The organism is Azoarcus sp. Soil_N_20 (assembly GCF_057656155.1).
The window spans coordinates 32,364-58,929 of sequence record NZ_JBDGKX010000013.1 but is presented as its reverse complement, the minus strand read 5'-3'; the positions used below and the strand labels follow the sequence as shown (position 1 = coordinate 58,929).

At 66.0% G+C, this 26,566-nt stretch carries 19 protein-coding genes; 13 read left to right on the top strand and 6 right to left on the bottom strand.

Features of this window, described 5'->3' with window-relative positions; all coding sequences use genetic code 11:
* The 4 genes from AC3A35_RS21545 (at window position 1) to AC3A35_RS21530 (ending at window position 9,122) form a co-directional block, all read left to right on the top strand.
* Window positions 1-2,178 (top strand): 3'-5' exonuclease, encoded by a 2,178-nt coding sequence (locus tag AC3A35_RS21545; RefSeq protein WP_487438410.1) that lies wholly within the window; start codon window positions 1-3, stop codon window positions 2,176-2,178.
* 43 nt (window positions 2,179-2,221) lie between these two features.
* Entirely contained in the window at window positions 2,222-4,264 is a 2,043-nt protein-coding gene (locus AC3A35_RS21540) for a sodium:solute symporter family protein (RefSeq protein ID WP_487438409.1), read from the top strand.
* 144 nt (window positions 4,265-4,408) lie between these two features.
* Window positions 4,409-6,823 (top strand): putative bifunctional diguanylate cyclase/phosphodiesterase, encoded by a 2,415-nt coding sequence (locus AC3A35_RS21535; RefSeq protein WP_487438408.1) that lies wholly within the window; start codon window positions 4,409-4,411, stop codon window positions 6,821-6,823.
* 148 nt (window positions 6,824-6,971) lie between these two features.
* Window positions 6,972-9,122: a CHASE2 domain-containing protein gene (locus tag AC3A35_RS21530; RefSeq protein ID WP_487438407.1), complete on the top strand. Its 2,151-nt coding sequence runs from the start codon at window positions 6,972-6,974 to the stop codon at window positions 9,120-9,122.
* 63 nt (window positions 9,123-9,185) lie between these two features.
* Here AC3A35_RS21530 and AC3A35_RS21525 read toward each other — a convergent pair whose 3' ends face one another.
* The 3 genes from AC3A35_RS21525 to AC3A35_RS21515 form a co-directional block, all read right to left on the bottom strand.
* The gene (locus AC3A35_RS21525; RefSeq protein WP_487438405.1) at window positions 9,186-9,800 is read right to left on the bottom strand and encodes an OmpA family protein; all 615 of its coding nucleotides are present in this window, start codon (window positions 9,798-9,800) and stop codon (window positions 9,186-9,188) included.
* The gene (locus AC3A35_RS21520) at window positions 9,797-10,231 is read right to left on the bottom strand and encodes a FecR family protein (RefSeq protein ID WP_487438404.1); all 435 of its coding nucleotides are present in this window, start codon (window positions 10,229-10,231) and stop codon (window positions 9,797-9,799) included. The genes AC3A35_RS21525 and AC3A35_RS21520 overlap by 4 nt, the downstream gene beginning before the upstream one ends.
* Before the next feature lie 195 nt (window positions 10,232-10,426).
* On the bottom strand, window positions 10,427-11,959 hold the full coding sequence (locus AC3A35_RS21515) for a diguanylate cyclase domain-containing protein (RefSeq protein ID WP_487438403.1): 1,533 nt from the start codon (window positions 11,957-11,959) through the stop codon (window positions 10,427-10,429).
* Between the two features lie 271 nt (window positions 11,960-12,230).
* Here AC3A35_RS21515 and AC3A35_RS21510 point away from each other — a divergent pair, with 271 nt between their 5' ends.
* Window positions 12,231-12,599, top strand: a complete 369-nt coding sequence (locus tag AC3A35_RS21510; protein WP_487438402.1) for a hypothetical protein — start codon at window positions 12,231-12,233, stop codon at window positions 12,597-12,599.
* Window positions 12,600-12,615: 16 nt separating this feature from the next.
* On the opposite strand, the gene AC3A35_RS21505 is transcribed toward AC3A35_RS21510, so the two are convergent.
* On the bottom strand, window positions 12,616-15,825 hold the full coding sequence (locus AC3A35_RS21505; RefSeq protein ID WP_487438401.1) for an nSTAND1 domain-containing NTPase: 3,210 nt from the start codon (window positions 15,823-15,825) through the stop codon (window positions 12,616-12,618).
* Window positions 15,822-17,561: a DUF4062 domain-containing protein gene (locus AC3A35_RS21500; protein WP_487438400.1), complete on the bottom strand. Its 1,740-nt coding sequence runs from the start codon at window positions 17,559-17,561 to the stop codon at window positions 15,822-15,824. Before AC3A35_RS21500 ends, AC3A35_RS21505 begins: the two co-directional genes overlap by 4 nt.
* 240 nt (window positions 17,562-17,801) lie before the next feature.
* On the opposite strand from AC3A35_RS21500, the gene AC3A35_RS21495 reads away from it, so the two are divergent.
* The 7 genes from AC3A35_RS21495 to maiA all read left to right on the top strand — a co-directional run bounded on the left by AC3A35_RS21495 (window position 17,802) and on the right by maiA (window position 24,239).
* Window positions 17,802-18,764, top strand: coding sequence for an MBL fold metallo-hydrolase (locus AC3A35_RS21495; RefSeq protein WP_487438399.1), 963 nt, complete (start codon window positions 17,802-17,804; stop codon window positions 18,762-18,764).
* A gap of 127 nt (window positions 18,765-18,891) precedes the next feature.
* Window positions 18,892-20,559: an FAD-dependent oxidoreductase gene (locus AC3A35_RS21490; protein ID WP_487438398.1), complete on the top strand. Its 1,668-nt coding sequence runs from the start codon at window positions 18,892-18,894 to the stop codon at window positions 20,557-20,559.
* Between the two features lie 10 nt (window positions 20,560-20,569).
* Window positions 20,570-20,794: a DUF2783 domain-containing protein gene (locus tag AC3A35_RS21485; RefSeq protein ID WP_487438397.1), complete on the top strand. Its 225-nt coding sequence runs from the start codon at window positions 20,570-20,572 to the stop codon at window positions 20,792-20,794.
* Between the two features lie 25 nt (window positions 20,795-20,819).
* Window positions 20,820-21,362 (top strand): VOC family protein, encoded by a 543-nt coding sequence (locus tag AC3A35_RS21480; protein ID WP_487438396.1) that lies wholly within the window; start codon window positions 20,820-20,822, stop codon window positions 21,360-21,362.
* Entirely contained in the window at window positions 21,359-22,369 is a 1,011-nt protein-coding gene (locus tag AC3A35_RS21475; RefSeq protein WP_487438395.1) for a fumarylacetoacetate hydrolase family protein, read from the top strand. Before AC3A35_RS21480 ends, AC3A35_RS21475 begins: the two co-directional genes overlap by 4 nt.
* 78 nt (window positions 22,370-22,447) lie before the next feature.
* Window positions 22,448-23,479 (top strand): TRAP transporter substrate-binding protein, encoded by a 1,032-nt coding sequence (locus tag AC3A35_RS21470; protein ID WP_487438394.1) that lies wholly within the window; start codon window positions 22,448-22,450, stop codon window positions 23,477-23,479.
* Between the two features lie 115 nt (window positions 23,480-23,594).
* Window positions 23,595-24,239 (top strand): maleylacetoacetate isomerase, encoded by a 645-nt coding sequence (maiA, locus tag AC3A35_RS21465; RefSeq protein WP_487438393.1) that lies wholly within the window; start codon window positions 23,595-23,597, stop codon window positions 24,237-24,239.
* 35 nt (window positions 24,240-24,274) lie between these two features.
* Here maiA and AC3A35_RS21460 read toward each other — a convergent pair whose 3' ends face one another.
* Window positions 24,275-25,138 carry an IclR family transcriptional regulator gene (locus tag AC3A35_RS21460; protein WP_487438392.1) on the bottom strand — a complete coding sequence of 288 codons (864 nt, stop codon included), beginning with the start codon at window positions 25,136-25,138 and terminating at the stop codon, window positions 24,275-24,277.
* Window positions 25,139-25,309: 171 nt separating this feature from the next.
* Between AC3A35_RS21460 and AC3A35_RS21455 the strand changes: the two genes are divergently transcribed.
* Window positions 25,310-26,491: a PQQ-dependent sugar dehydrogenase gene (locus AC3A35_RS21455; protein WP_487438516.1), complete on the top strand. Its 1,182-nt coding sequence runs from the start codon at window positions 25,310-25,312 to the stop codon at window positions 26,489-26,491.
* Window positions 26,492-26,566 lie beyond the last annotated feature (75 nt).

Below are 26,566 nucleotides of genomic sequence, written 5' to 3'. Positions count from 1 at the left end.
ATGCCCGCACGTATCCGTTTCGGGCTGGCCGTCATCGTGCTCGGCCTGCTGATGACCGGACCATTCGTGCTGACCGCCGTGCTGGTATGGGCCGGAACCCGGGGCGCCGATCGCGATCTGCTGATTCAGGTGATCACGCCGCATCTGCCGCTCGGCACGCTGCTGACGGTGATCGGGTTCGCCATGGGGATCGGTGTCCTGCGCACGCTGTTCCGGCAGTACGTGCAGGGTTTGTTGCGCATGGCCGAGAACCTGCGCCTGATGCTGGGGGCAAATTTCGGTTTTCGGGTCGCGCCTGCGGGGCCACCCGAAGTCATGGCGCTGGCCGAGGCCGTCAATGAACTCGCGCAGCAGCGCGACGGCATGATGAACGACGTCGAGGCCCAGATCGCCAGGGCCAAGGAGTCGGTCGAGCAGGAAAAGAACCGCCTCGCCGCGCTGATGGCCGAGCTCACCCAGAGCGTGGTGGTGTGCAATCTGGAGGGCCGCATCCTGCTCTACAACAGCCGGGCAAAGCTCCAGTTTCGCGCCATGTCCGATGCACCTGGCATTGCCGGCGGCGGCGAGCTGATCGGCCTGGGGCGCTCGATCTACGGCGTGTTCGAGCGCAACCTGGTGAGTCACGCCCTCGAAACCATCCACCAGCGTCTGGGCCGCGAAGGCGCGCAGCCGGTGGCGAACTTCGTCACCACCACCCGTGCCGGCCAGCTGCTGCGGGTGCAGATGGCCCCGGTGCTGTCCGGCGGGGCAGGCGAGGTGGCAGAAGGGGGCGAGCGCAGCATGACCGGCTTCATCCTGATGCTGGACAACATCACCCGCACCTTCGAGAACGAGTCGCGTCGCGACCAGATGCTCCATACCCTGACCGAGGGCAATCGCGCTGCGCTGGCAAACGTGCGCGCCGCGGCCGAAATGCTCGAATACCCGGACCTGCAGGACGAGTTGCGCGAGCGCTTCCGCACCGTCATCCGCGACGAGGTCCAGGCGATGAGCCGCCGTCTCGACCAGACTGCGAACGAATTCGCCGACGCCCTGAAAGCGCGCTGGCCGCTCGAGGAGATGCTCGGCGCCGACTTCATTGCGGCCTTGCAGCGGCAGGTCGAGAGCCGGGTCAAGTTGCCCACCAAGCTGGAAGAAGTCGACGAAACGCTGTGGGTCAAGATCGACAGCTTTTCGCTGATGCAGGCCGTGACCTACCTCGTCAGCCGCCTGTCCGATGAGTTCGAGATTCGCGAGATCCGCTTCCGGCTGACCGGTGCCGGGCGTCTGGTTCATCTCGACCTGATCTGGTCGGGCCAGGCCATGAGCACGGAGACGGTGATGAACTGGGAACTCGAGCCGATGCACTTCGACGGCGAGAGCAGTCCGCTGACCGTGCGCGACGTCATCGATCGACACGACGGCGAGATGTGGCTTGAACGCGAGAAGGTCAAACATCGCGCGTTCTTCCGCATCCTGATCCCGGCCGCGCTGCCGCAGGAGCAGGTCGAGGCCGAGACCTACCTGCGCGGCGAGAGCCGTCCCGAGTACTACGACTTCGACCTGTTCAAATGGTCGGAGAAGTCCCATGCGCTGGACGATCGCCGGCTGTCCGAGCTGACCTTCACGGTTTTCGATACCGAAACCACCGGCCTCAATCCGTCGGAAGGCGACGAGATCATCCAGATCGGCGCCACCCGGGTGCTCAACGGCAAGCTGTTGCGCAACGAGTCGTTCGAGCAACTCGTCGATCCCTGCCGCCCGCTGTCGCCCGAGTCGGCCAAGATCCACGGCATCACCGCGGAAATGCTGCGCGGCCAGCCGACCATCGACCTCGTGCTGCCCGCCTTTCATGCCTTTGCCGCCGATACCGTGCTGATCGCCCACAACGCCGCGTTCGACATGCGTTTTCTGCAGCTCAAGGAGCAGGCCACCGGCTTGCGCTTCGATCAGCCGGTGCTCGATACGCTGCTGCTGTCCGCCGTGATCCATCCCAACCAGGAGTCCCATCGTCTGGAAGCGATCGCCGATCGGCTCGGGTTGACCATCGTCGGTCGGCACACCGCACTCGGTGATGCGATCGTGACCGCGGAGGTCTTTCTCAAGCTCGTGCCGCTGCTCGCGGAAATGGGAATCCACACCTTGCGCGAAGCACGTGAGGCGGCCGAGAAGAGCTACTACTCGCGGATCAAGTACTGATGCGGCCGGTCGGGGCGCGCGTGCGGATGTGCGGAGAACGGGCTTGAAGGCGTTCTCCCGTCGGCTGCGCCGCTATTACGGCTGGTACACCGGCACCTTCCTGCTGTTCGTCATCGCGCTCGCCATCGGCGAACAGCTTGGCCTGTCGAATCACGTGATCGGCCACATCTTCCTGTTCGTCACCATCGCCATCTACGCCAGCATCGGGGTCATGAGCCGGACCTCGGACGTGTCCGAGTACTACGTCGCCGGGCGGCGCGTGCCGGCGGTGTTCAACGGCATGGCCACCGCGGCCGACTGGATGAGCGCCGCGTCCTTCATCGGCCTTGCCGGTACGCTGTATTTCTCCGGGTTCGAAGGGCTGGCCTTCGTCACCGGATGGACGGGCGGCTTCGTGCTGGTCGCGCTGCTGCTTGCCCCCTATCTGCGCAAGTTCGGCCAATACACCATCCCCGATTTTCTCGGTGCGCGCTACCAGGGCAACGTCGCCCGTCTGGTCGGTCTCGGCGCCACCATACTCGCCAGCTTCGTCTATCTGGTGGCGCAGATCTACGGGGTAGGGCTGGTCACCAGCCGGTTCGTCAGCGTCGAGTTCGAGATCGGCCTGTTCATCGGGCTCGCCGGCATCCTGGTGTGCTCCTTTCTGGGGGGCATGCGGGCGGTGACCTGGACTCAGGTGGCGCAGTACCTGATCCTGATCATCGCCTACCTGGTACCGGTGGTCATCCTTTCGTACAAGCTCACCGGCATCCCCATTCCGCAGGTGATGTACGGCACCGTGCTGAACCAGCTCACCGAGCGTGAGGAAGAATTGCTGCATGCGCCGGCCGAGATCGATGCGCGCAACCAGTTCCGCTATCGGGCGCAGGACTACGCCGGCAAGATTGCCGATCTGCCGGGCTCGCTCGAGGCCGAGCGTCGCTCGCTGATCGAACGGCTCAACGACATGCGCGTGAACAATGCGTCGGCGCGCGAGATCGCGCAGACCGAACGTGCGCTGCGGGATCTCCCGCGTTCGCCCGAGGACGCCAAGCTCGTCTGGGCAAAGGCGCGGGCCGAGGCACTGGAGCGCGCGCGGCCGCCGCCACGGCACGCCGAGGCGCATCCGGGGGACACGCCAGAGCAGCGGGCGGTGGCGCGCAACAATTTTCTCGCGCTCGTGTTCGTGCTGATGGTGGGCACGGCAGCCTTGCCCCACATCCTGATGCGCTACTACACCACGCCCGGCGTGGTCGAGGCGCGACGCTCGGTGTTCTGGTCGCTGTTCTTCATCTTCCTGCTCTATGTCACTGCGCCGGCCTATGCGGTGTTCGCCAAGTGGGAGGTGTACAACAGCGTGATCGGATCGAGTTTGTCGATCCTGCCCGACTGGGTGACATCGTGGGGCAAGGTGGGCATGGTGCGGATCGAGGACATCAACGGCGACGGCATCCTGCAACTGGCCGAGCTGACCATGAACACCGACGTGATCATGCTCGCCACCCCGGAGATCGCCGGTCTGCCCTATGTCGTGTCCGGTCTGGTCGCCGCGGGTGGGCTGGCAGCCGCGCTGTCCACAGCTGACGGACTGCTGCTCACCATCTCCAACGCGCTGTCGCATGACCTCTACTACAAGGTGATCAATCCCCAGGCGTCCACCCATCGTCGGCTGGTGATCTCCAAATCGCAGTTGCTGGTGGTGGCGGTGGTGGCGGCATGGGTCGCCTCGATGCGGCCGGACAACATCCTGTTCATGGTCGGGCTCGCATTCTCGATCGGTGCTGCGGCATTCTTCCCTGCACTGGTTCTGGGCATTTTCTGGAAGCGCGCAAACCGTGCCGGTGCGGTGGCCGGCATGCTGTTCGGGCTCGGTGTGACGCTGTACTACGTGGTGCGCACCCACCCGTTCTTCGGTGGTTCGATGATCAACAGCTGGTTCGAGATCAATCCGATCTCGGCTGGGGTGTTCGGCGTGCCGCTGGGCTTCGTCACGATCGTCGTGATCAGCCTGCTGACGCCGCCGCCGCCGAAGGAAATCCAGGAGCTCGTGGACTACGTGCGCTACCCGCAACTGCCCCCGTCGGAGGCGCCCCCGCCCGCGAGCTGAGCGTCGCCCGTGCCGCAGCGGGGGCCGTCTCGCGTGGTCGCGCGTCGTCGGCCCAGGCCCGTGTTGCGCGGAGGCTGCACCGGACCGGGGCGAGGCACCGGATAGCTACTACTTTTGTGGTATTTTTCGGCATCGCTCTCTCCGATGTCCGACGAATATATCGCACTGCCGTCGCGTTTGCCTTCCACGCCTATGTCTTTTGCCTTCCGCCTCCCGGGCGCCACTGCGCTGTTCGCCGTCGTCACCCTTGTGCTCACCCTGCTGGCATCGCCCGCCGGCGCAGGCGGAAGCGACTCCCTGTTGTCGACGAGCTTTCGCGGGCATGGGGCGATCATGTTGTTCATCGAGCCGCAGGGTGGTGCCATCGTGGACGCGAACGCCGCGGCTGCCACCTTCTATGGCCATTCGATCGCAGACCTGAAGGCGATGAGGATCCAGGACTTCAACGCCCTCGACCCGGACGAGGTGGCGGCCGAGCGCGCGCAGGCGTTGGCCGAAAGCCGTAACTACTTCGTGTTTCCGCATCATGCCGCCGATGGCCGCATCCGTACCGTGGAGGTGTATTCGTCGCCGGTGCAGCTGAGTGACGGACGGGATGTCCTGTTGTCGGTGATCCACGACGTTTCCGGCAAGACGCTGGCCGAGGGCGAGCTGCTCGACTACAAGGGACGCCTCGAGGAACTGGTCGACCGGCGTACCCGCGAGCTGAACGCCAGTCATGCCCGCCAGCGCAGGATCCTGTGGGGTGGCGTGGCGTTGCAGGCGCTGGTGATCGGACTCCTGGCGTTCTCCATCCGCCACTGCCGGCGCGCAGAGCGCGCACTCCGGCGCGAGCGGGAACGACTCCGGCTTGCGGCGAACGTGTTCGAGCACGCGCACGAAGGCATCTGCGTCACCGATGCGCAGGAGCGCATCGTCGATGTCAATCCGACCCTGATCCAGATGACCGGCTACAGCCGCGAGGAGCTGCTCGGACAGACCCCGCGGATGCTCCGTTCGGGGCAGCACAAACGCGAGTTCTTTGCCGCCATGTGGGCCGCCATCGGTCAGCACGGGTACTGGCGCGGCCAGGTGTGGAACCGGCGCAAGAACGGTGAAGCCTATCCCGAGCTGCTCACCATCTCGGCCGTACCCGACAGCAACGGCAAGCCCGCCCACTATGTCGGCGTATTCACCGACATCACCCATATCAAACGATACGAAGAACGCCTCGAGCACATCGCCCACTACGACGCGCTGACCGACATTCCCAATCGTGTCCTGCTCGCCGACCGCATGCAGCAGGCAATCGCGCAAACGCGCCGTGCCGGGCACCTGATGGCGGTGTGCTATCTCGACCTCGACGGCTTCAAGCCGGTCAACGACGTGCATGGGCATGCCGTGGGCGATTCGGTGCTGGTCGAAATGGCCGCGCGTCTGAAAGCGGTCCTGCGCGGCGGCGACACCGTGGCCCGCCTCGGCGGCGACGAGTTCGCGCTGCTGCTGGTCGGCCTCGAACACATCGATGAATGCGAGCAGGCACTCGAACGCCTGCTGGCCGCGATTGCGCAGCCGGTCATGGTGGGTGGGCAGGCCGCGGTGATCTCGGCGAGCATCGGGGTCACGCTCTTTCCGCACGACCAGTCGAGTCCGGACACGCTGTTGCGTCACGCCGACCAGGCCATGTACGAAGCCAAGCAGGCGGGGCGCAATCGCTACCATATCTTCGACGCCGAAAACGACCGGCGCGCCCAGGCCCGCCATGAAAAACTGTCGCGCATCGGTCAGGCGATCAGCGCCCGGGAGCTGGTGCTGCACTACCAGCCCAAGGTCGACATGCGCGCCGGCCGCGTCGTCGGCGCCGAAGCCCTGGTGCGCTGGCAGCATCCCGAGCGCGGTCTGCTTGCGCCGGTGGAGTTCCTGCCGCTGATCGAAGGCCATGAGCTCATCGTTCGCCTCGGCGAATGGGTGATCGATGCCGCGCTTGAGCAGATGGCCAGCTGGCGCGCGCACGGCCTCGATCTCGCGGTCAGCGTAAACATCGCCGCCCGCCACCTGCAGCAACCGGATTTCGTCCGCCGGCTCAAGGAGATTCTGGCCCGTCATCCGCACGTTCCGGTCGAACGTCTGGAGCTCGAAGTGCTCGAAACCGCGGCCCTCGAGGACATGGAGCGCGCCTCGCAGGTCATCGAGGAGTGCAGGGCGTTCGGCGTCCATTTCGCCCTCGACGACTTCGGAACCGGCTATTCCTCGCTGACCTATTTCAAACGTCTGCCCGTGTCGGTGCTCAAGATCGACCAGTCATTCGTGCGCGACATGCTGACCGACCAGGAAGACCGCGCCATCGTCGAAGGGGTGATCGGCCTGACCCGAGTGTTCCAGCGCATCGTCATCGCCGAGGGCGTGGAGACGGTCGCGCACGGGGTCGCGCTGATCCGCATGGGGTGCGCGCTCGGTCAGGGCTATGGCATCGCCCGGCCGATGGAGGCCGCCGACCTGCCTGCCTGGGTACGTGCATGGCGGCCGGATCCGGCCTGGGCGGCGGCGGGGCGAGAGGCGAACGTCGAGACGATCGGCTAGGGCATCGACGCACGGATCGCTGCCCTGGTCCAGGTGATCCCGGGGCGCTACAAGGCAGTACGGTACGACAAGCGCCCGGTCGATCGGCGATACTTCCCGGATCGTTGATCGCGTGAGTGACGCCGGCACCCCCGGCGCGGGGCACCCCATGTGGAATCGTCAGGAAAATGTGGTCTTCAGGCTTGTCGTGCCGTGTGTTCTGGCGGCCATCGCATTGGTCCTCCTGGTTTCCGATCCATTCGTCTTTCAGCTCCTGCGCAATGCGCAGTTCGACCTGTTTCAGCGCTGGCAGCCAAGGGCCTATGTCGACGCCCCGGTAAAGATCATCGATATCGATGATGAAAGTCTGCAACGGCTGGGTCAGTGGCCGTGGCCGAGGACACAGATCGCGCGCCTGGTCGACACGCTTCGCGACGGTGGCGCGGCGGCGATCGGCTTCGACGTCGTATTCGCCGAACCTGACCGTACTTCGCCCGAGTCGATTTCCAGACTGTGGCAGCTTGACGAAGGCCTGGCGCACCGCCTTTCGACCCTGCCCAGGCATGATGAAGTCCTGGCGGAGCAGTTGAGGCCGGGGGGCGTGGTGCTGGGGTTTGCGCTCGAGGATACACAGGCTGCGGGCGGAGCGGAGAGCCCGGGCGGCGACCCACCCTATCGGTTCATCATGCTCGGCGGGACGGACGTGTCGACCCTCCATTCCTTCAGCACCGCGATCCGTGCCTTGCCGGCCCTGGAGGCTGCCGCCGCCGGTCGGGGAGCGCTCACCTTCGTGCCGGACAGCGATGGCGTGGTGCGCCGCCTTCCGCTGGTGCTGCGCCTGCGGGGCGAACTCATCCCTACACTGGTGGCCGAGGTCCTGCGTGTCGGGCAGGATGAAATCAACCATGTGCTGACCGTCTCCGCCGAACGAGGCGTGGGCCTCGAGGCCTTTCGCAGCGGCCAGATCAGCGTTCCGACCACGGCGAATGGTGAAATCTGGATTCACTATTCCGAGCCGGTGCCCGAGCGCTACATTCCGGCGTGGCGCATCCTGACCTGTGAGGTGGATGCCGCCACGCTGGCCGGAAACATCGTTCTTGTCGGTGCCTCGGCCAAGGGCCTGAAGGATCTCCGCTTCAGCCCGCTGGGAAGAACCATTCCCGGTGTCGAGGTCCATGCGCAGGCCCTGGAGCAGATACTGACCGGGCGTGCCTTGAGCCGGCCCTCATGGGCGCTGGCCCTTGAGTCGATCGTTCTGGCCCTGTGTATCGCGATCGTGAGCCTGTTGGCGGCGAGGGGGGAGGCCCTGATCGCGGCGGCACTGACCGCCATCGGGCTGGCCGCGCTGGCATGGGGCGGCTGGGTTGCCTTCGCCGACCATGGCCTGCTGCTCAATGTCATTGTGCCGATGGTCCTGATCGCGGCGGCGTTCATGCTCACCAGCCTGATTCATCATTTCTACAGCGAGTCGGAGCAGCGCTGGATCAAGTCGGCGTTTTCGCGGTATGTGTCGCCGAATCTGGTCGACTATCTGGTGGAACATCCGGGCGAACTCGGCCTGGGCGGCGCGCGCCGCGATTGCAGCTTCGTCTTTACCGACCTCGCCGACTTCACCGGCATGATGGAAAGAATCGAACTGGATGCGGCGGTCAGCATGTTGAATGGGTACATCGACGGGCTGATCGCGATCGCCTTCAGGCATGAGGGAACGCTGGATCGCATCGTCGGCGACGCGGTGGTGATCATGTTCTCGGCGCCGGTCGTGCAGGCCGACCATTGCGAGAGAGCGGTGAAGTGCGCGCTCGAGATGGACACCTTCGCCCAGGCCTATTCACGGCGCATCCACGATCAGGGTGGATCGTTCGGCATCACCCGAATCGGCGTTCACACCGGCAGTGTGATCGTCGGAAACTTTGGCGGCTCCACGATCTTCGACTACCGGGCGCTTGGCGATCCGGTCAACACCGCGTCGCGGCTGGAGGGGGCGAACAAGTATCTGGGCACCCGGGTCTGCCTGTCGGCCGCAACGCTGGCGGGTTGCCCTGGGCGCAAGGCGCGGCCGGTGGGGCGGCTGCTGGTCCAGGGCAAGACCGAGGCGCTGGAAGTGTTCGAGCCCGAAACGCACGGCACGGAAAATGGACGGGCGCCGTTGAAGGAGTATCTGGCCTCGCATGCCTGCCTGAGTCGCGATGTGGACGAGGCCAGGACGGCGTTCCAGGCGCTTCACGATCGCTATCCTTCCGATCCGCTGGTGCTGCTCTTTCACCGGCGCCTGAGCGAAGGGCGGGGTGGCGACCTCATCGTTCTCGAAGGAAAGTGACAGGAGGGCCTCCGAACCTGGCGACGGACCCTTGCGCGCTGACCGGCAGCGTCCTCCTCCCGTCTATCGAACCGACACCTCGACGCGCCGGTTGCGCGGTTCGTAGGTGTTGTCCGGTGTCGGTACCAGCAGATTGCGTTGGCCATGCGATTGAATCGACACCGAGTTGGCCTTGAGTCCCTTCTCCGTGAGCAGGTCTGCGACGTGCCGGGCGCGGGCCAGCGCCAGCATGTCGTTGTATTCAGTGGTGTAGACCGTGTCGGTATGGCCGACGATCGAGAGATCGGCAACGGTCCGGGCGTTGGCTTCGTCCACGATATCCGGGATCAGCTTCTGCGACGCACTGCTCAGGGCCTTGCCACTGGTGAAATACAGCAGGAATCTCACCGGTAACATCGGGCGCGCGGCAATCGCCGCGCCGAAATCCTTGTCGATCTGCGCTTGCCCGACCGGCTTCTCCCGCATCGAACCGTCGATGTTCGCCGCTTGCCCGGCCCGGGTCAGCAGCTGATCGCCGCCCTTGCCGGAGACCACGACTTCGCCGACGGAGCCGTCCGGGCTGGGGATGAGCACGACGTAAGAGCGCGGCGCGCAGCCGGCAAGCAGCAGCGCAGCGAGGACCAGTGCCGGCGCGCGTCCGCGGCCCGGCGCGCTCGGGAGGCCGGGCGATATCGTCACTCTTCGACTCGCACCAGAAACTGCGTACCCCGCACGCCGATGATGCCGTTGGGGGTGTGGACGCTCACCGCGTCGGGTTGCAGCTTTGAGATCACGCCGGACACGTAGTTGAGGCTGCCCCTGGCCAATCGGGTGCTGAGCTTGAATTTTCCCTCGACGGGCGCATAGAGATAGGCCTCGACCACCAGGGTCGTGTTGGGGCCGAAGGACATCAGCGTCTCATCGTTGAAGGTGACGCCCAGACTGCTGTCCGCATCGGTGCGCAGTGTGCTGCCCTGGTAGATCGGTGTGCCCGGAACCGCGCTGACCGTGGTGCCATCCGTCATGACCGACGCGCTGCCGGTGAGGGTCTTGACGTTGCCGACCGGCGCGGTTTGCGCCCCGACCGTGTATGAAGCGAGGGTCAGCGTCACGATTAGGGCTCGAATCATCGGGGCCTCCGGATGGTCGAAAAAACGGACATGCAGCGACCCGTTAATTCTAGTCGCATCACGCGACAGGGAAAGATCCCATTTGTCGGTTAGGGGTAATGGATTGCGCCCCGGATTTTTACGGTGATGTTCTGCCCACGATTCAGAACCCGACCGCCAGTCGAAACTTTCCCACGCCGTCGCCCCCGTGCCGGCTCAAGCCCCCCCGCGGTCCACCGTAACGCTGCCGCCACCTGTCACCGGTGCGTCACAAAACCGGACCTGATTGCCCCCGGCCTGCTTGGCCTGATACATGGCCGAATCGGCGCGCTTGATGATGGCGCTCGGGCGCGTGCCGTGATCGTTGAACAGCGCCACGCCGATGCTTGCCGGGCAACGATGCTCGATTGTGGTTTCGGCGCCCACCGCCGAGGTAATGTTCAGCAGATACGGCTCGGTCAGGGCAGCCCGCAGTTTTTCGGCAACGATCCTTGCTTCCGCGGCGGATTCCGCCTGATCCACATCGAGTTGGCCGAGCATCACCACAAACTCGTCCCCGCCGAAACGCGCCACGGTGTCCATCTCGCGCACGCAATGCTTCAGCCGATCGGCTGCCTCGATCAGCAGCAGATCGCCGACATCGTGCCCATAGGCATCGTTGAGGGGCTTGAAGTTGTCGAGATCGAGGAACATCAGCGCGCCATAACGGCCGCTGCGCGTACCTGCCGCCATCGCCTGACGCAAACGGTCGGTGAACAAACGACGGTTGGGGAGCCCGGTGAGCACGTCGTTGAACGCCATCTGGTGCACCTGCTCCAGCAGCCGCTTGCGCTCGGTGATGTCGCGGGAGACGACGAGCACGTGCTCCACCCGCCCGTCCCTGTCCTTGAGCACACTGCCGCGCGATTCCATGTCGCGGATGCTGCCGTCGGGCATCTGGAAGCGATATTCGATCTGGTGGCCCCGACCGGTTTGCACGGTTTCCCGGAAGACCTGTTTGACCCGCTCCCGATCGTCGGGGTGAATTTCGGCGAAGGAATCGGTGTTGCGCAAGTCGGATGTCGCACCGAAAAACTGCCGGTACGAGGGACTGTTGTAGATTCGCCGCCCGTCCTGATCGACCACGGCGATGAAGTCGGAAAGATTTTCCGCGATCTGGTGAAAGAAGTCCTTCTGCTCATTCAGGGCCTGTTCCGCACGCTTGCTTTCGGTGATATCGGTCAGGGTCGTGCGACACACGGGCATGCCGTCGGCGTCCTGCGCACTGATCGAGCGCAGGCGTACCCACACCGTCGTCCCGTCCTTCTTCAGCATGCGCAGATCGCAGCTATCCAGTTCGCCGGCCGCAAAGAGCTGGTGGAGGTGGCGGTGGAACAGGTCGCGTTCCTCCTGGACAATGAAGCGGCGAATCGGCTGCCTGACCAGTTCATCCCGAACCAGGCCGAGCAAAGTGGCCGCAGTGAGGTTGGCGTGCATGATCAGCCCTTCCTCATTGAGCGTGCAGTAACCGACCGGTGCCAGGTCGTAGAGCTCGAAATACAGGAGCCGCGAAGCCTCCAGTTCCATCTGCGCCCGGCGCAGTTCCTCGTTCTGGGTCTTGAGCTCGATCTGATGGATCTGCAACTCCTGGAGCAGCCTCTTCGAGTCGGACTCGATCATCGCAGCCTCCCGCGACGGTTGATCGTCATTGCTTGCCTCGGCCTGGCGGCGCAATTCGTCCATGTCTCCGGCATTGCAGTCGTCGCTCATCACGCCCCCTCGATCAACGGATGACACCCACCTCGTCCCCGTAGTTTCCCCTTCCGTTACTTGACAGGGCTGTCGAACACAGCCGCCACGCGACCGTCGATCACCGTGTTGGTGCATGAACCGTAGTCGCATGGCGGCGATGCCCATCCGAGTTTTTCCCGATAGTACACAGGATTTCATCATATGCCGAAGAACTGGAATGTGCCTTTATATCCTAGGCTAGCACGGACTCGTTGTCCGCTCTGGTCGATATCCAACATATGGCAAATTCATGGATTCGGTGGCCGGAGAACTTGAACGCGCAACGGCGCAATGCGCCATTTCCAGCGACAAAATCTGCCTTGACCAAGCCTGTGGAGATCGGATGCCGAGTCGAATGGTGTCAGCTTTCAGGCGTGGCCACCTTATCCGGAAGCAAGAAACGCCTTCTGCCGGAGCGGAGTCAAGCGCCCATTCCATCGTCCAGGCGGCCGATCGCATCAATCGTCATCGACTGGTTACCGCTTCCAAGCCGAATCCGGCCATCCTGCAGTACAACGCGCAATGGGCGGAGCGAAAGGCGAATGACGCGGTCTCCATCAAGCCGGGGGTGGAATCCGCCGACTATCCGTTGACGGATTCGGTGCCTCAGCGAACCTAGAGCGATCGCGGCCGCGTCACTTCTTCATGACCGGTGGCGGCGCGTTCTTCAGCACGTTGCGCAGGATGACCTGCTGGCGCGTGTTCTCTTCGATCTGCCGGGTCGAAGACGCGCTCTGTTCGACCGCGACCTGGCGCGCCTGCTCGACGGCGCGTTCGAGTTCGGCCACGGTGGCCTGGGCGCGGTCGCGCTCGTCGCTGGCCTGGCGGGCGGTCTGCAGCAGTTCCTTCAATGTCGTCTCGAGTTCGGCGAGCCGTCCCGCGTTTTCCGTCCGCTCGGCCTCGACGCTGGCCGAGCTGCGCTCCAGTTCCTCGAGTTGGGCGGTGAGCGCTTCTGACTTGAGTTGCAGTTCGGTCTGTTGGCGAAAGGCCTGCAGCCAGCCGAAGGCAGCGACCGCGGCGACCACGAGGAACACCGTGGCGACGCCGCCGAGCAAGGTGAGCCTGCGCCGGCGCCGCCGTTCGGCGTCGAGCTGCGCGGCTTCGCGCAGGGCCCGGCTTTCGCCGACGAACTCGCGTTCTTCGTCGCGCAGGTCGGCTTCGCGGCCGATGCTCATGCGCTCGGCCTCGTCCAGGGTCGGGCCGCGCAGCAACTGCTCCGGATTGCGTCCGGCGCGCAGCCAAGCTTCCAGTCCGGACACCAGGCGGGTGCGCCAGGCGAGAAAGTCGCGTTCCTGTTCGAGCCACACCAGCAGACGGGGCCATTCACGGGCGAGCGCCTCGTGGCCGAGTTCGACGGTGGCGCCCCCGGCGTCCGCATCGCTGACGAGCAGGCCGGCGTCGATCAGGCCGTCGAGCACGCGGCGGGCGTGCGATCCTGCGGCGCCGATCGTCTCCGGCGCCACGCGCTGCGCGGTGGAACGGGTGCTGCCGGGCGCGATCTGCACCAGGCGCAGCAGCAGGCGGCGCGCCTCGTCGCGATCGTCCGGCGCGAGCGCCTCGAAATGGCGTTCGGCGATCTCGGTCACGACCGCGCGCAGGCCGCCGAAGGCATCGTAGGCGGCGTTGGTCAGCCAGCCGTTGCGCCGTTGCTCCCACAGTCGCACCAGCGTGCGTTGCAGGAAGGGCAGGGCGCCCGGTTCGCCGGCGGCACGGTTGAGGATGCGGTCGACCAGCCCCGGTTCGAACGCGATCCCGGCGGCATCGGCGGGGCGCTCGACGAGTTCGCGTAAGGCGCCCGCGCCGGGGGCACGGAGGGTGATCCGGCTGGCGTTGGCGAGTGGGGTGTTCGCGCTTGCTGCGGTCCATGCCGCGTGCCGATCGCTGCGCAGGCACAGCACGACGCGCCCGCCGCGTTCGGCCACGGCAGCGAGCGCGGCAAGTGCCGACGCGAGGGTGCCGTCGCCGGCGGACGCCGCGCCGCTGCCGGCAAGGCGCACGGGGTCGACGAGGACGAGTAGCGGTCCGCGCTCACCGTCGGCGCTGGTCGCCGTGGCGGCGTGGTCGGCGTGTGCCAGCGCATCGGCAACCCGAGCCAGTCCGTCCGCGTGGACGAGGCGCCAGTCCGGATGGGCGCGGCGCAGCGCCGGCCACAGCCCGGCGCTGGCGAGCGAACTCTTGCCGCAGGCCGAGGGCCCGGTGAGCACGACGATGGCGGCCGAATCGAGCGCATCGCGCAGTGCGTGCACTTCCTCGCCACGGCCAAAGAAAAGGTCGGCCTGGTGCTCGCCGTAGGGGATCGGCCCGGGCCACGGGCAGCGCTGTTCCAGTTCGACTGCCGAGGCCCCGGGCGGGGCCTTCGCGGCCAGTGCGTCCGGCTGCAGCAGACGCAGCAGCGGCGACAGCGCCGCGGGGTCGGCGCCGCCGCGCAGGTCGATCAGCGGCAGGCGCTGCAGCGCCGGATCGGTGGGCTGGTCCGCCTGGTGTCCGGGCATCAGCGCCACTGCCACCGTCATCGCACGCCCCGCGTCGTTCGCGCGCCGGGCCTGCGACATCAGCCAGTGCTGGGTGTCGGGACAGGGTTCGGCGCCGATGCAGACCGCAAGCGCGCGCGCATGGGCGAGGGTGTCCTGCATCCGCAGCTGCCAGTCCTCGCCGACCGCCAGTGCCGCCGCTTCGAGCTGGACGCGCAGGCCTTGCGCCGCGAGGGCGGCCTGCAGGGCGACGGCGGCTGCGCGCTCGCGCTGGGCGAAGCTGATCAGCAGGTCGAACTCGGCGAAGCGCTTGGTTTCGTCGTACTGCGCGGCGCCCGGCGCACTGGGGGCGGCTGGGGCCGGCGGGACCGCAGCGTCGCTCGTCGACGCGCGCAGACGGGTGGCCACCTCGCGGCTGTGGCGGGCGAGCGGTCCGTCGGCAGGCGAGGTGGCCGGCGCGAGCATCGTGATGACGTCTGCGAGGGTGCCGAACACCTGCGCCAGGTGTTCCTTCGCGGCTTTCTCCGCGGCGCTGCGGGCGACACGCTCCTCGAACGCGAATTGCGGATCGTAAGGAATCGTCAGGTCGCGGAACGATAGGCCGACTTCGGCCAGACGGGTCGGTCGCAAGGCCGCGAAGCGCTCGTCGAAGCGCTCGTGGAAGGCTTCGGTGAGCAGCGGCGTGCGCTGTTCGAGCCGCGCCGGCACGACCACGATCTCCACCGGCCGGCCGCGGCGCAGGTCCTCGACCGGCTGCGAGCGGAAGTCCTGCAGCATGCTCCAGGTGCCATCGACGTTCTGGTGGTTGGCGCCGCACATCATCACGATCACGTCGGCGAGCTGGTAGCCGCAGATGCCGCCCATCTCGGTGACCCCGGTGCGGCTGTCGATCAGCACCAGATCGTAACGGTCGGGCACCAGCGAACGGCGCAGCCATTCGAAGAACAGGTCGCCCTCCCAGTTGAAGTAGAAGTCCTGCCAGTCGAAGCTGCGCAGCGCGAGCGCGTAGTGCGACATCTGCGCCGGGCTCAGGCGCTGGCCGGCGGGCATCAGGTCGAGCCGGCCGCCGCCGGGCCGATGGCCGAACACGGTCGCGATGTAGCGCTCGATGTCGCGGAAGCTGTCGCCACCGCCGGCGACCGACATCGATTCCTTGTAGGCGAGCAACAGATCGAGCAGGCCGGTACGGGCGCGGATCGCATCGCGCAGTTCGCGCTCGTCGCCGCGGTAGAAGAATTGTTCGAGCCCGGGCGCCTCGAGATCGAAGTCGATCATCAGCACCTTCAGGCCGCGTCGCGACAGCACGTCGCCGACGTTGGCGAGCGCCATCGAACGCCCGACTCCGCCCTTGTACGAATAGAAGGTGCAGATCATGTGCGGCCCCCGCCACCCCACGGATAGTCGCGCTTGGGCGGGAGCGCCGGCTCACCGAGTTCGGCCGCGAGTGCGCCGAGTGCGCCGCGGTCGGGTTGCGGCGTCTGCAGGCGCGCGAGCGTGGCCGGCAGGCTCGCATGCAGCCAGCGCTTGAGGCGGCGCTCGTCGCCGACCGCGAGTTCGCACTGCGGGTCGTACTCGACCGCGTAGCGATCGAAGGCACCGGCGAGCCGGCGACGCGCCACGTCTTCGAGCAGCGCCTCGATGCGCTCGCGCCCGGGGTCGAAGGGCGAGATGGTGACGATCGCGACCTGGTCGTTGTTGAAGAACGGCGAGTTCTGGAAGGTCTCGCGCAGCCGCGGGTGGAACAGCGAGATCTCGTCGACCAGCACGATGCACCCCGCCCGCGCCATCGCGCGATAGACCGGGCGCAGGCGCACGTCGTCGCCGGTCAGCGCGTCGAACGGATACCACTGCAGGCGGACATGGCACTGGCGCTGGCGGATCGCGCCACGGCGGCCGAGTTCGTCGGCGATGTCCTCGGCGATCTTGCCCACGCTGCAGCCGTCGGCACGGAACGGCCGCCAACTCCGGCGCGACGGCCCGTAGCGGTGCTGCCAGTCGATGGCATCGTGCTCCAGCGCCTGTTTGAGGGCAACGTACTGTTGCTGGTCGCCGGCGCTCAGGCGCTCGAGCAGGGCCGGATTGGTTTCGAGTTCGGCCAGTTCGGCACTGGTCATCGCCACCGCGCAGATCGGGATGCCGACGCTGCGACAGCCGGCCGGCGGCTGCCGTACGGCGAGCCAGGCGCGGGCGGCGGCGAGTGGTGCCGGATCGGCGCCGGCCGGGTTTGCCGGCAGCACGACGCGCGCGTCCGCGCGCCAGTGCGCGGGGACCTGGTTGTCGGCGACGCCGGCCAGCAATAGCGCCAGCGCGCCGGTACGTCCGCGCATGACCGCGAGCGCAAGGGTGGTTTCGGCGTCGTCGGCAAGCATCGCGGGCAGCGACTGGGGCGTGACCAGGGCGGCGGCGGCATGGCAGGCGATCACGTATTCCTCGCGTGCGCCCACCGTGCGTTCGTCGCGGGCGAACAGTGCCTCGGCCGACAGCCGCACCGGACGCTCCAGGCCGAGCGCGAGTTCGCGCGCGAGGGTTGCGGCAAGTTCGGCGTCGGCCGGATGGTGGGCGAGATACAGCGCGTGCGTCACTTCGCGCTGCAGGCGCTGCGGAACGATGCGCTCGACCGGCGCACGCAGGTGGTTGCTCACCGCGTTGGCGACGCTCTTGGCAAGGGCGACCGGGTCGGAGAATTCGGTTGCCAGGCGGTCGTCGAGCAGGCGTTTGCGCAGCGCGGCGATGCGCGCACCGCGTTCGTTCTCGCCGGTGACCGAATCCATCAGCGGCGGCGACCACGGCGCATCGGCCTTGAGCAGGAAGAGCAGGCGCGGCTTGCCTTCCGCCGCGGCCAGTTCGAGCTCGGTGATCGAGCGCTGCGCAGGATTCTCGGCGAGCGGCGGGACGAAGCCATAGCGCCATGCGAACAGTCCCACGTAGATGTCGCAGGCCTGGACGTCCTTGAGGCAGGCCGCGAGCGGCCGGTCGTCGCGGGCGACGTAGTCCTCCATCGCGATCACCTTGACCCCGGTGAGTTCGTTGAGGGCCTTGTAGACCGCCTCGCGGTGGGCCTTCAGGTCGGAGTAGCTGGACGACAGATAGACGGTGCAGAACTCGGCCATGGCTGCTTCTCTCCGTCGAGCGGGGCGCATCGGGAGCGACGCCGCCCCGGCGGCGCGCTTCGGGGTGATCGGCGCAGGCATCGGGGTGTGATTACCTATAGGTAGTAAAGACGGTGACATCAGGCGACGCAAGCATCCACCGCGGGTCGGCGGGGATAAAATTAATCAGTAACGAACGTATTGACCATTAACGAATCATCGACTAGGATTCGCTCATCCCCTCCAACGGAAAACATAACCATGACCACCAAAGTTTTTGCCTCCCAGGCCGACCTCGAAGTGAAGCAGGTGAGCTTCGACAAGCTGTCCGACAACGCCTATGCCTACACCGCCGAAGGCGACCCCAACACCGGCATCATCATCGGCGATGACTCGGTGATGATCATCGACGCCACCGCTACCCCGGTGATGGCGCAGGACGTGATCGCCAAGGTGCGCGAACTCACCGACAAGCCGATCAAGTACGTGGTGCTCACCCATTACCACGCGGTGCGCGTGCTCGGTGCCTCCGGCTACAAGAGCGAAGGGCTGGAGCAGATCATCGCCAGTCAGGACACCTACGACCTGATCGTCGAGCGCGGCCAGCAGGACATGGAGTCCGAGATCGGCCGCTTCCCGCGCCTGTTCAATGCGGTCGAGAGCGTGCCCGGCCTGACCTGGCCGACGATCACCTTCCAGGGCGAGATGACGCTGTGGATGGGCAAGCTCGAGGTGAAGATCAAGCAGGTGGGCCGTGGCCATACCAAGGGCGACACCATCGTGTACCTCCCGTCGCAGAACATCTGCTTCTCGGGCGACCTGGTCGAGGCCGATGCCGCCTGTTACACCGGCGACGCCTATCTGGCCGATTGGCCGCAGACGCTGGACAACCTGGCCGCAATGAACTTCGACAAGCTGGTGCCGGGCCGTGGCCCCGCGCTGCTCGACCCGAAGCGGGTGCAGGAAGGCCTGGCCTACACGCGGGATTTCGTGTCCACGCTGTATCGCAGCGCCCAGGAAGCGGTGGCCAAGGGGCTGGACCTGAAGGGCACGATGGCGCACACGCGCCACAACATGGATCCGAAGTTCGGCGAGGTGTTCATCTACGAACACTGCCTGCCGTTCGACGTGACCCGTGCGCACGACGAGGCGAGCGGGATTCGCGATCCGCGCATCTGGACGGCCGAGCGCGACCAGCAGATGTGGCACGCGCTGCAGGCCTGACAGAATTTGCTGGAGGGCCGCCCGACCGGCCACCCGATTGGTACCTGACAGCAGAGCAGGAAATTGCCGGCGACACGCCCCGCAGATGGGCTGCGCCGGGATTAACGATGAATTTGGAGGAGACACCGTGCTGAGCACATTTCAATACCCGAAGTTCGAATATCGCCGCCCGCCCGAGATCAGCGAGGGGCGTGACGGCCACTATCCGGTGATCGTGGTCGGCGCCGGCCCGGTCGGCCTGGCAACCGCGATCGATCTGGCGATCCAGGGGCAGCAGGTGCTGCTGCTCGACAACGACGACACCGTGTCCATCGGTTCGCGCGGCGTGTGCTATGCCAAGCGCGCGCTGGAAGTGCTCGACCGTCTCGGCTGTGGCGAGGAGATGGTGCAGAAAGGGGTGTCGTGGAACGTCGGCCGCACCTTCTTTCGCGAGGAAGAGGTGTTCAGCTTCGATCTGTGCCCACAGCCGGATCACCATCGCCCGGGCATGATCAACCTGCAGCAGTATTACCTCGAAGATTATCTGGTGAAGCGCGCGCAGCAGCTGCCCAACCTTGAAATGCGCTTCAAGAACACGGTGATCGCGGTCACGCCGGGCAGCGACCAGGCGAGCTTGCGGGTGGAGACGCCCGATGGCGCCTACACCCTCACCACCGACTGGCTGGTGGTGGCCGACGGTGCGCGCAGCCCGATCCGCACCATGCTCGGGCTGGACATCGAAGGCAAGATCTTCATGGATCGCTTCCTGATCGCCGACGTGGTGATGAAGGCCGAGTACCCGACCGAGCGCTGGTTCTGGTTCGATCCGCCCTTCCATCCCAACCAGTCGGTGCTGCTGCACCGCCAGGCCGACAACGTGTGGCGGATCGACTTCCAGCTCGGCTGGCAGGCCGACCCGGAAGAAGAGAAGAAGCCCGAGAACGTGATCCCGCGGATCAAGGCGATGCTCGGCGACGACCGCGACTTCGATCTGGAATGGGTCAGCGTGTATACCTTCCAGTGCCGGCGCATGAACCGCTTCAACCATGGCCGGGTGCTGTTTGTCGGCGATGCGGCGCACCAGGTGTCGCCGTTCGGTGCGCGCGGGGCCAATTCCGGTATCCAGGACAGCGACAACCTGGTGTGGAAGCTCAAGCTGGTGATGGACGGCAAGGCGCCGGCGTCGCTGCTCGATACCTACAGCGACGAGCGCGGTTTTGCGGCGGACGAGAATCTGATGAACTCGACCCGCTCGACCGATTTCATCACCCCCAAGAGCGCGGTCAGCAAGACCTTCCGCAACGCGGTGCTGGGTCTGGCCGAGCACTATCCGTTTGCCCGTGCGCTGGTGAATTCGGGCCGGCTGTCGGTACCGAGCTTCTTCACCGATTCGCGCCTGAACACCGCCGACGCGGATGTGTTTGCCGGCGACATGGTACCCGGCGCGCCGATGGACGATGCGCCGATCGACACCGCCAGCGGAGAGAAGTGGCTGCTTGGTGCGCTCGGTAACCGCTTCCAGCTGCTGTGCTATGTAACGGATGCGGCGGCGCTCGACCCCGCCATCGCGCAGGCGCTGGCCGCATTGGCCGACGCACCGATTCCAGTCGAGGCCCTCGTGGTCACCGAACGCGGCACCGCGCCGGCGGGGCTGAAGACCCTGATCGACAGCAAGGGTCGCATCCGCGAGCGTTACGACCTGACCCCGGGCAGTTGCTATCTTGTTCGTCCCGATCAGCACGTGGCCGCCCGCTGGCGCGCCCTCGACGTGACGAACGTGCGCGCAGCCGTCGCCCGTGCCACCTGCAACGCTTAAGGAGAACGCCATGGCCCTCAATGTCCAATCCAATCTGCAAGAGCCCGGCAAACGCTACTTCCGCGCGTTCTCGCCCGGCGACGATTTCTATGAAGCGCTGATCGAAACCCACCGCGACCTCACCGACGAGCAAAGCGCAATGGTCAATGCCCGCCTGATCCTGCTGCTGGCCAATCACATCGGCGACATCTCGGTGCTGCGCGAGGCGATGAAGATCGCCCGCGAAGGCGTTTGAACCTAGGCGGAAGCAGGAGACAAACATGATCAAGAAGATTCACCACGTGGCCTACCGTTGCAAGGACGCGCTCGAGACTGCGCGCTGGTACGAGAAGCACCTCGACATGAAGCTGGTGCTGTCGATCGCCGAGGACGCGGTGCCCTCCACCGGCGAGGCCGACCCCTACATGCATATCTTCATGGATGCCGGCATGGGCAACGTGCTCGCCTTCTTCGAGCTGCCCACCCGCGCGCCGATGGGGCGCGACACCAACACTCCGGCGTGGACCCAGCACCTGGCGCTGGAGGTCGAGTCGATGGAGGTGTTGATGGCAGCCAAGGCGCGGCTGGAAGCGGCCGGGATCGAAGTCGTCGGCCCCACAGACCATGCCCTGTTCCAATCGATCTATTTCTTCGACCCCAACGGCCACCGGCTGGAGCTGGCGTGCAACACCGGCAGCCCGAAGATGCTCGAAGCGCTCGATCAGGTGAAGTGGGCCATGCTCGAAGAGTGGGCGCAGACCAAGAAAGCGCCCAAGCACGCGGCGTGGATGCATGACGGCAGCTACAAGGAGATGTTTCAGTGAAGCTCGCCACGCTCAAGCACGGCGGCCGTGACGGTACCCTCGTCGTCGTCAGCCGCGACCTCGCCCGCTGCCGCGCGGTACCGGCCATCGCCCGCACCCTGCAGGCCGCACTCGACGACTGGGAGAGCTGCGAACCCCAGCTGCGCCAGGTGTATGAGGCGCTCAACAGCGGCGCAGTCGAATCGCAGGCCTTCGACCCGGTGGCGTGCCATTCGCCGCTGCCACGCGCCTACCAGTGGGCCGACGGTTCGGCCTATATCAACCACGTCGAGCTGGTGCGCAAGGCGCGCAATTCCGAAGTGCCGGCTTCGTTCTACACCGATCCGCTGATGTACCAGGGCGGTTCGGACAGCTTCATCGGCCCGCGCGACAAGGTGGTGGCCGACGAGAGCTGGGGCATCGACTTCGAGGCCGAGGTCACCGTGGTCACCGGCGACGTGCCGATGGGGGCCACGCCCGAACAGGCGGCGAAGGCGATCCGGCTGGTGATGCTGGTCAACGACGTGAGCCTGCGCAACTTGATCCCGAACGAGCTCGCCAAGGGCTTCGGCTTCTTCCAGAGCAAGCCGGCCTCCGCGTTCAGCCCGGTGGCGGTAACCCCGGACGAACTCGGTTCGGCTTGGCGCGAGGCCAAGCTGCACCTGCCGCTGGTGGTGGATCTGAATGGCAAGCGCTTCGGGCAGCCGAATGCGGGCGAAGACATGACCTTCGGCTTCGGGCAGCTGATTGCACATGCGGCCAGGACCCGCGTGCTCGGAGCGGGCACCATCATCGGTTCGGGCACGGTGTCGAACAAGCAGGGCAACCTGTGGGGCTCGTCGGTCGAGCACGGCGGCGTCGGCTATTGCTGCCTCGCCGAGGTGCGTACCTACGAGACCATCGAGCAGGGGAAACCCGTAACGCCCTTCATGTCGGCGGGTGATATCGTGCGCATCGAGATGTTCGACGGTGAGGGGCGCAGCGTGTTCGGGGCCATCGAGAATACGGTCACGACGCCCGGGCGTTGAATCATCCACACTCGGCAGCCCGCCGCCAGGAGGGCGGGATGCCGGGTTGATCCGATAAAAATACAGGAGGAGATACATATGAAGAAAAATGGCTTCATGCTGGCCGCGTTCGGCGCGGCTTCGGTGCTGGCAGCCTCTGCCGCCGGCGCGCAGGAAATCATCCTCAAGGTGGCGCACTTCTGGCCCACCACGGCGCTGTCGCACCAGAAGGTGCTGTTGCCGTGGTGCGACAAGATCGCCAAGGAATCGGCCAACCGCCTCAAGTGTCAGATCTACCCGGCGATGCAGCTCGGCGGCACCCCACCGCAACTGATCCAGCAGGCCGCGGACGGCGTGGCCGACATCGTATGGACACTGCCGGGCTATACCGCCGGCCGCTTCCCGTCGGTGGAGGTGTTCGAGCTGCCCTTCATGTCGCGCAAGGCGGAATCGACCAGCCGCGCGCTGTGGGAGTACGCCGAGAAGTTCTCGCAAAAGGACTTCGCCCAGGTCAAGCCGCTGGCCTTCCATGTGCATGACAACGGCTATGTGCATGGCAAGAAGCCGATCAACACCATGGCCGACTTCAGTGGCATGAAGATGCGCGCCCCGACCCGGCTGACCAACAAGATGCTGTCCGCCTTCGGCGCGTCGCCGGTGGCGATGCCGCTGCCGGCGGTGACCGAGTCGATGTCCAAGGGCGTGATCGACGGCTACGTGCTGCCGTGGGAAGTGATTCCGACGGTCAAGCTGCACGAGCTCACCAAGTACCATTCCGAAACCGATCCCTCGGAGCCGGCGCTGTACACCGCGGTGTTCACCATCGCGATGAACAAGGCCAAGTACGAGAGCCTGCCGGCCGACATGAAGAAGGTGATCGATGACAACTCCGGTGCCGATTTCTCGGCCATGATCGGCCGGGTGTGGGACGAATCCGCTCCCGCCGCACGTCAGCAGGCAGTCGATCGCGGCAACGTGTTCAACACCATTCCGGCTTCCGAACTCGCCAGCTGGCGCAAGGTGGGAGAGAAGCTCGAGACCGACTGGGTCGAGGAAATGAACGGCAAGGGCTACCCCGGGCAGGACATGCTCGACAGCGCCAAGAGTCTGATCGAGAAATACAAGCCGTAAGTTTGCAGTGCCGGCGTTGCCGGTTTGCAAGAACGGGGCCCGGGGTTGAACACGCCGGGCCCCGTTGCGTATGCTCACATCCTTATCCGTATCCCGATCCTCTCAGGAGACCTCCGTGAAGCTCTACACCTACTTTCGCAGCTCGGCCGCCTACCGCGTACGGATCGCGCTGAACCTGAAGGGCCTGGCCTACGAGGCGATTCCGGTGCACCTGACCCGGACCGGCGGGGAGCATCGTCAGGAGGATTACCGTGCCATCAACCCGGCTGCGCTGATCCCGGCGCTGGTGGACGACAACCAGACGCTGACCCAGTCGATGGCGATCATCGAATATCTCGACGAAACCCACCCGGCGCCGGCGCTGCTTCCGGGTCCGGCGACCGATCGCGCCCGGATCCGCGCCATCGCGCAGGCGATCGCGTGCGATATCCATCCGCTCAATAACCTGCGCGTGCTGCACTACCTCAAGCGCGAGCTGGGCGCGACCGACGCGCAGAAGGATGCCTGGTACCGGCACTGGGTGGAACTGGGCCTCGATGCGGTGGAGACCATGCTCGCGGGTGATGCGCGCACCGGGGTGTTCTGCCACGGCGATACGCCCACGCTAGCCGATTGCTGCCTGGTACCGCAGGTGTTCAACGCGCGCCGTTTCAACTGCGATACGGGCCGGTTGCCGGTGATCAGCCGCATCGTGGAGCGCTGCGAGGGAATCGAAGCCTTCCGCCTCGCAGCGCCGGGAAACCAGCCCGACGCCGAGTGAGTCCGCGGTGGGCGGCGCGTGTGCGCTGCCCGGTTTCAGCGTGCGCCGGCGATGTTCCCCAGCCGGCCGGAGATCTCCCGGGCGCAGGCCAGCACCTTGGTTGCGGTTGGACCGTGCCATTCGGTATCGAAGGCGCCTGCCGGGCCCATGGCGGTGATGGCCAGGGCGAGCCCGCCGCTGTTGTCGAACACCGGTGCCGCGAAGGCGTTGATGCCTGGAATCGGGTGGCCGAGGGCACGTGCGAGGCCGTATGTGCGGACTTCGGCCAGGGCCTCGTCGATGTGGCGCTGCGACATCCGCAATGCGGGCTGCTCGCCGCTGGCGAGCCGTGACAGCTCCTCTTCCACCAGCGGGCGGGTGATGCGCTCGGGCAGGAAGGCCGCAAAGACCCGCCCGGTGGCGGTGAGCATGAGCGGGGTCATGACCGTGCCGGGGCGCATGTTCACATGAATCGGCCGGCGGCATTCCTCGATGCGGATGATGGTCGGGCCCAGGTTGCCCCACACCGCGATCGCCACATTGAGCTGGATCTCGTCGGCGAGGTGGGCCACTTCGGGCATCGCGGCCTTGAGCGGGTCGAGCGCGTGCAGCGCGGTCAGCCCCATCTGCAGCGAGAACGGGCCGAGGCCGTAGCGGCCGGTAATGGCATCCTGCTCGATCAGCCCGAGCTTGCCGAAGCTGACCAGGTAGGGATGGGCCTTGGCCGGCGGCATGCCGGCTTCGCGGGCGAGGTCCTTCAGCATCATCGGCGTGCCGTTGCGCACCAGGGCCTGCAACAGCGTGCCGCCCACCTCGATCGATTGGATGCCGCGGCGGTCTGCGCGCTCGCTGCTGCGCCCTTCGGCGACGTCCTGTTCCGGCGCCGGGCTTGGGGTGTCGGGCTTGTCGTGTGTGAGCATGGTGTCTCTGGCTGGTATGGATGGATTCCGCACGCGGGCTTTCTGCATGGAGATAAATAGGCGGATACTTCGATCTGGATGAACGCGTTCCGCATGAACGAATTGTGTCTCATGTTGCCTCAGAGGTGAAATTGATTCTGACCAACACGCAAGCGCGGAGGAAACGAGATGATGATCGACGAGCCAGAGTCCGTTCGGCGCCTGCGCCGCGATGCGCGGGAGCGCGGACGGCGGACGGCACGCACTGCGGCGCTGATCGCCGCCTTGCTTGCTCCCGGGTGGGCCGGCGCACAGGGGACTGCCGGCGTTGCCGCGGGCCCGGTACGCGTGACCGAGGTTGCGCGCGGACTGGAAGTGCCGTGGGGGCTCGCGTTCCTGCCCGATGGGCGAATGCTGGTGACCGAGCGCCCGGGGCGGATGCGCATCGTATCGCCGTCGGGCACGGTGTCTGCACCGCTGGGCGGGGTGCCCGAGGTCCAGGCGCGAGGGCAGGGTGGTTTGCTCGATGTGGCGCTCAGCCCCGATTTTGCGGCCGATCGCACGATCTTCTTCTCGTTTGCGCAACCGACGGCGGGCGGCGCGCGCACCGCGGTGGCGCGTGCCGAACTCGATGTCGATGCGCTGCAGTTGCGGGCGGTCAAGGTGATCTTTGCGCAGAAGGATGAGGTGGCAGGTGGCAATCACTGGGGTTCCCGCCTGGTGTTCGACCGTGATGGCAATCTGTTCATCACCCTCGGCGACCGTTTCAGCCATCGCGACCGCGCCCAGGACCTCGACAGCCATCTGGGCAAGATCGTGCGTATCCGTCCGGACGGCTCGGTTCCCCCGGACAATCCCTTCGTCGGCAAGGCCGGTGCCTTGCCCGAGATCTGGTCGTATGGCCATCGCAATGTGCAGGGGGCGGCGCTGCACCCGGTGACCGGCCGGCTGTGGGCGCATGAACACGGCCCTCAGGGCGGGGATGAAGTCAACGAGATCCTGCCCGGACGCAATTACGGCTGGCCGGTCATCACCTGGGGCCGGGAGTATGTCGTCGGCACACGCATTGGCGAGGGCAGCGAGCGCGCCGACGTGGAGCCGCCCCGCCACCAATGGACGCCGTCGATTGCGCCCTCGGGGATGGCTTTCTATACCGGCAATGCCTACCCCGGATGGACCGGCAACCTCTTTGTCGGCGCGCTCAAGTTCCGCCTGTTGGCGCGTTTGACCGAGCAGCGCGGCGAGGTAGGCGAGGCGGAGCGGCTGTTGCAGGATTTCGCCAAGCGCATCCGCGACGTGAGACAGGGGCCGGATGGCAGGCTATGGTTGCTGGAGGAAACCGATGGTGCGGTGCTGAGGCTGGATCCGCCTTAGTCTGCGGGTCGGGCGCCAGACGGCGCCGTGCGGCGCAATGGAGCCGGGACGATGCTAGACTCGGTCCCGATTTCA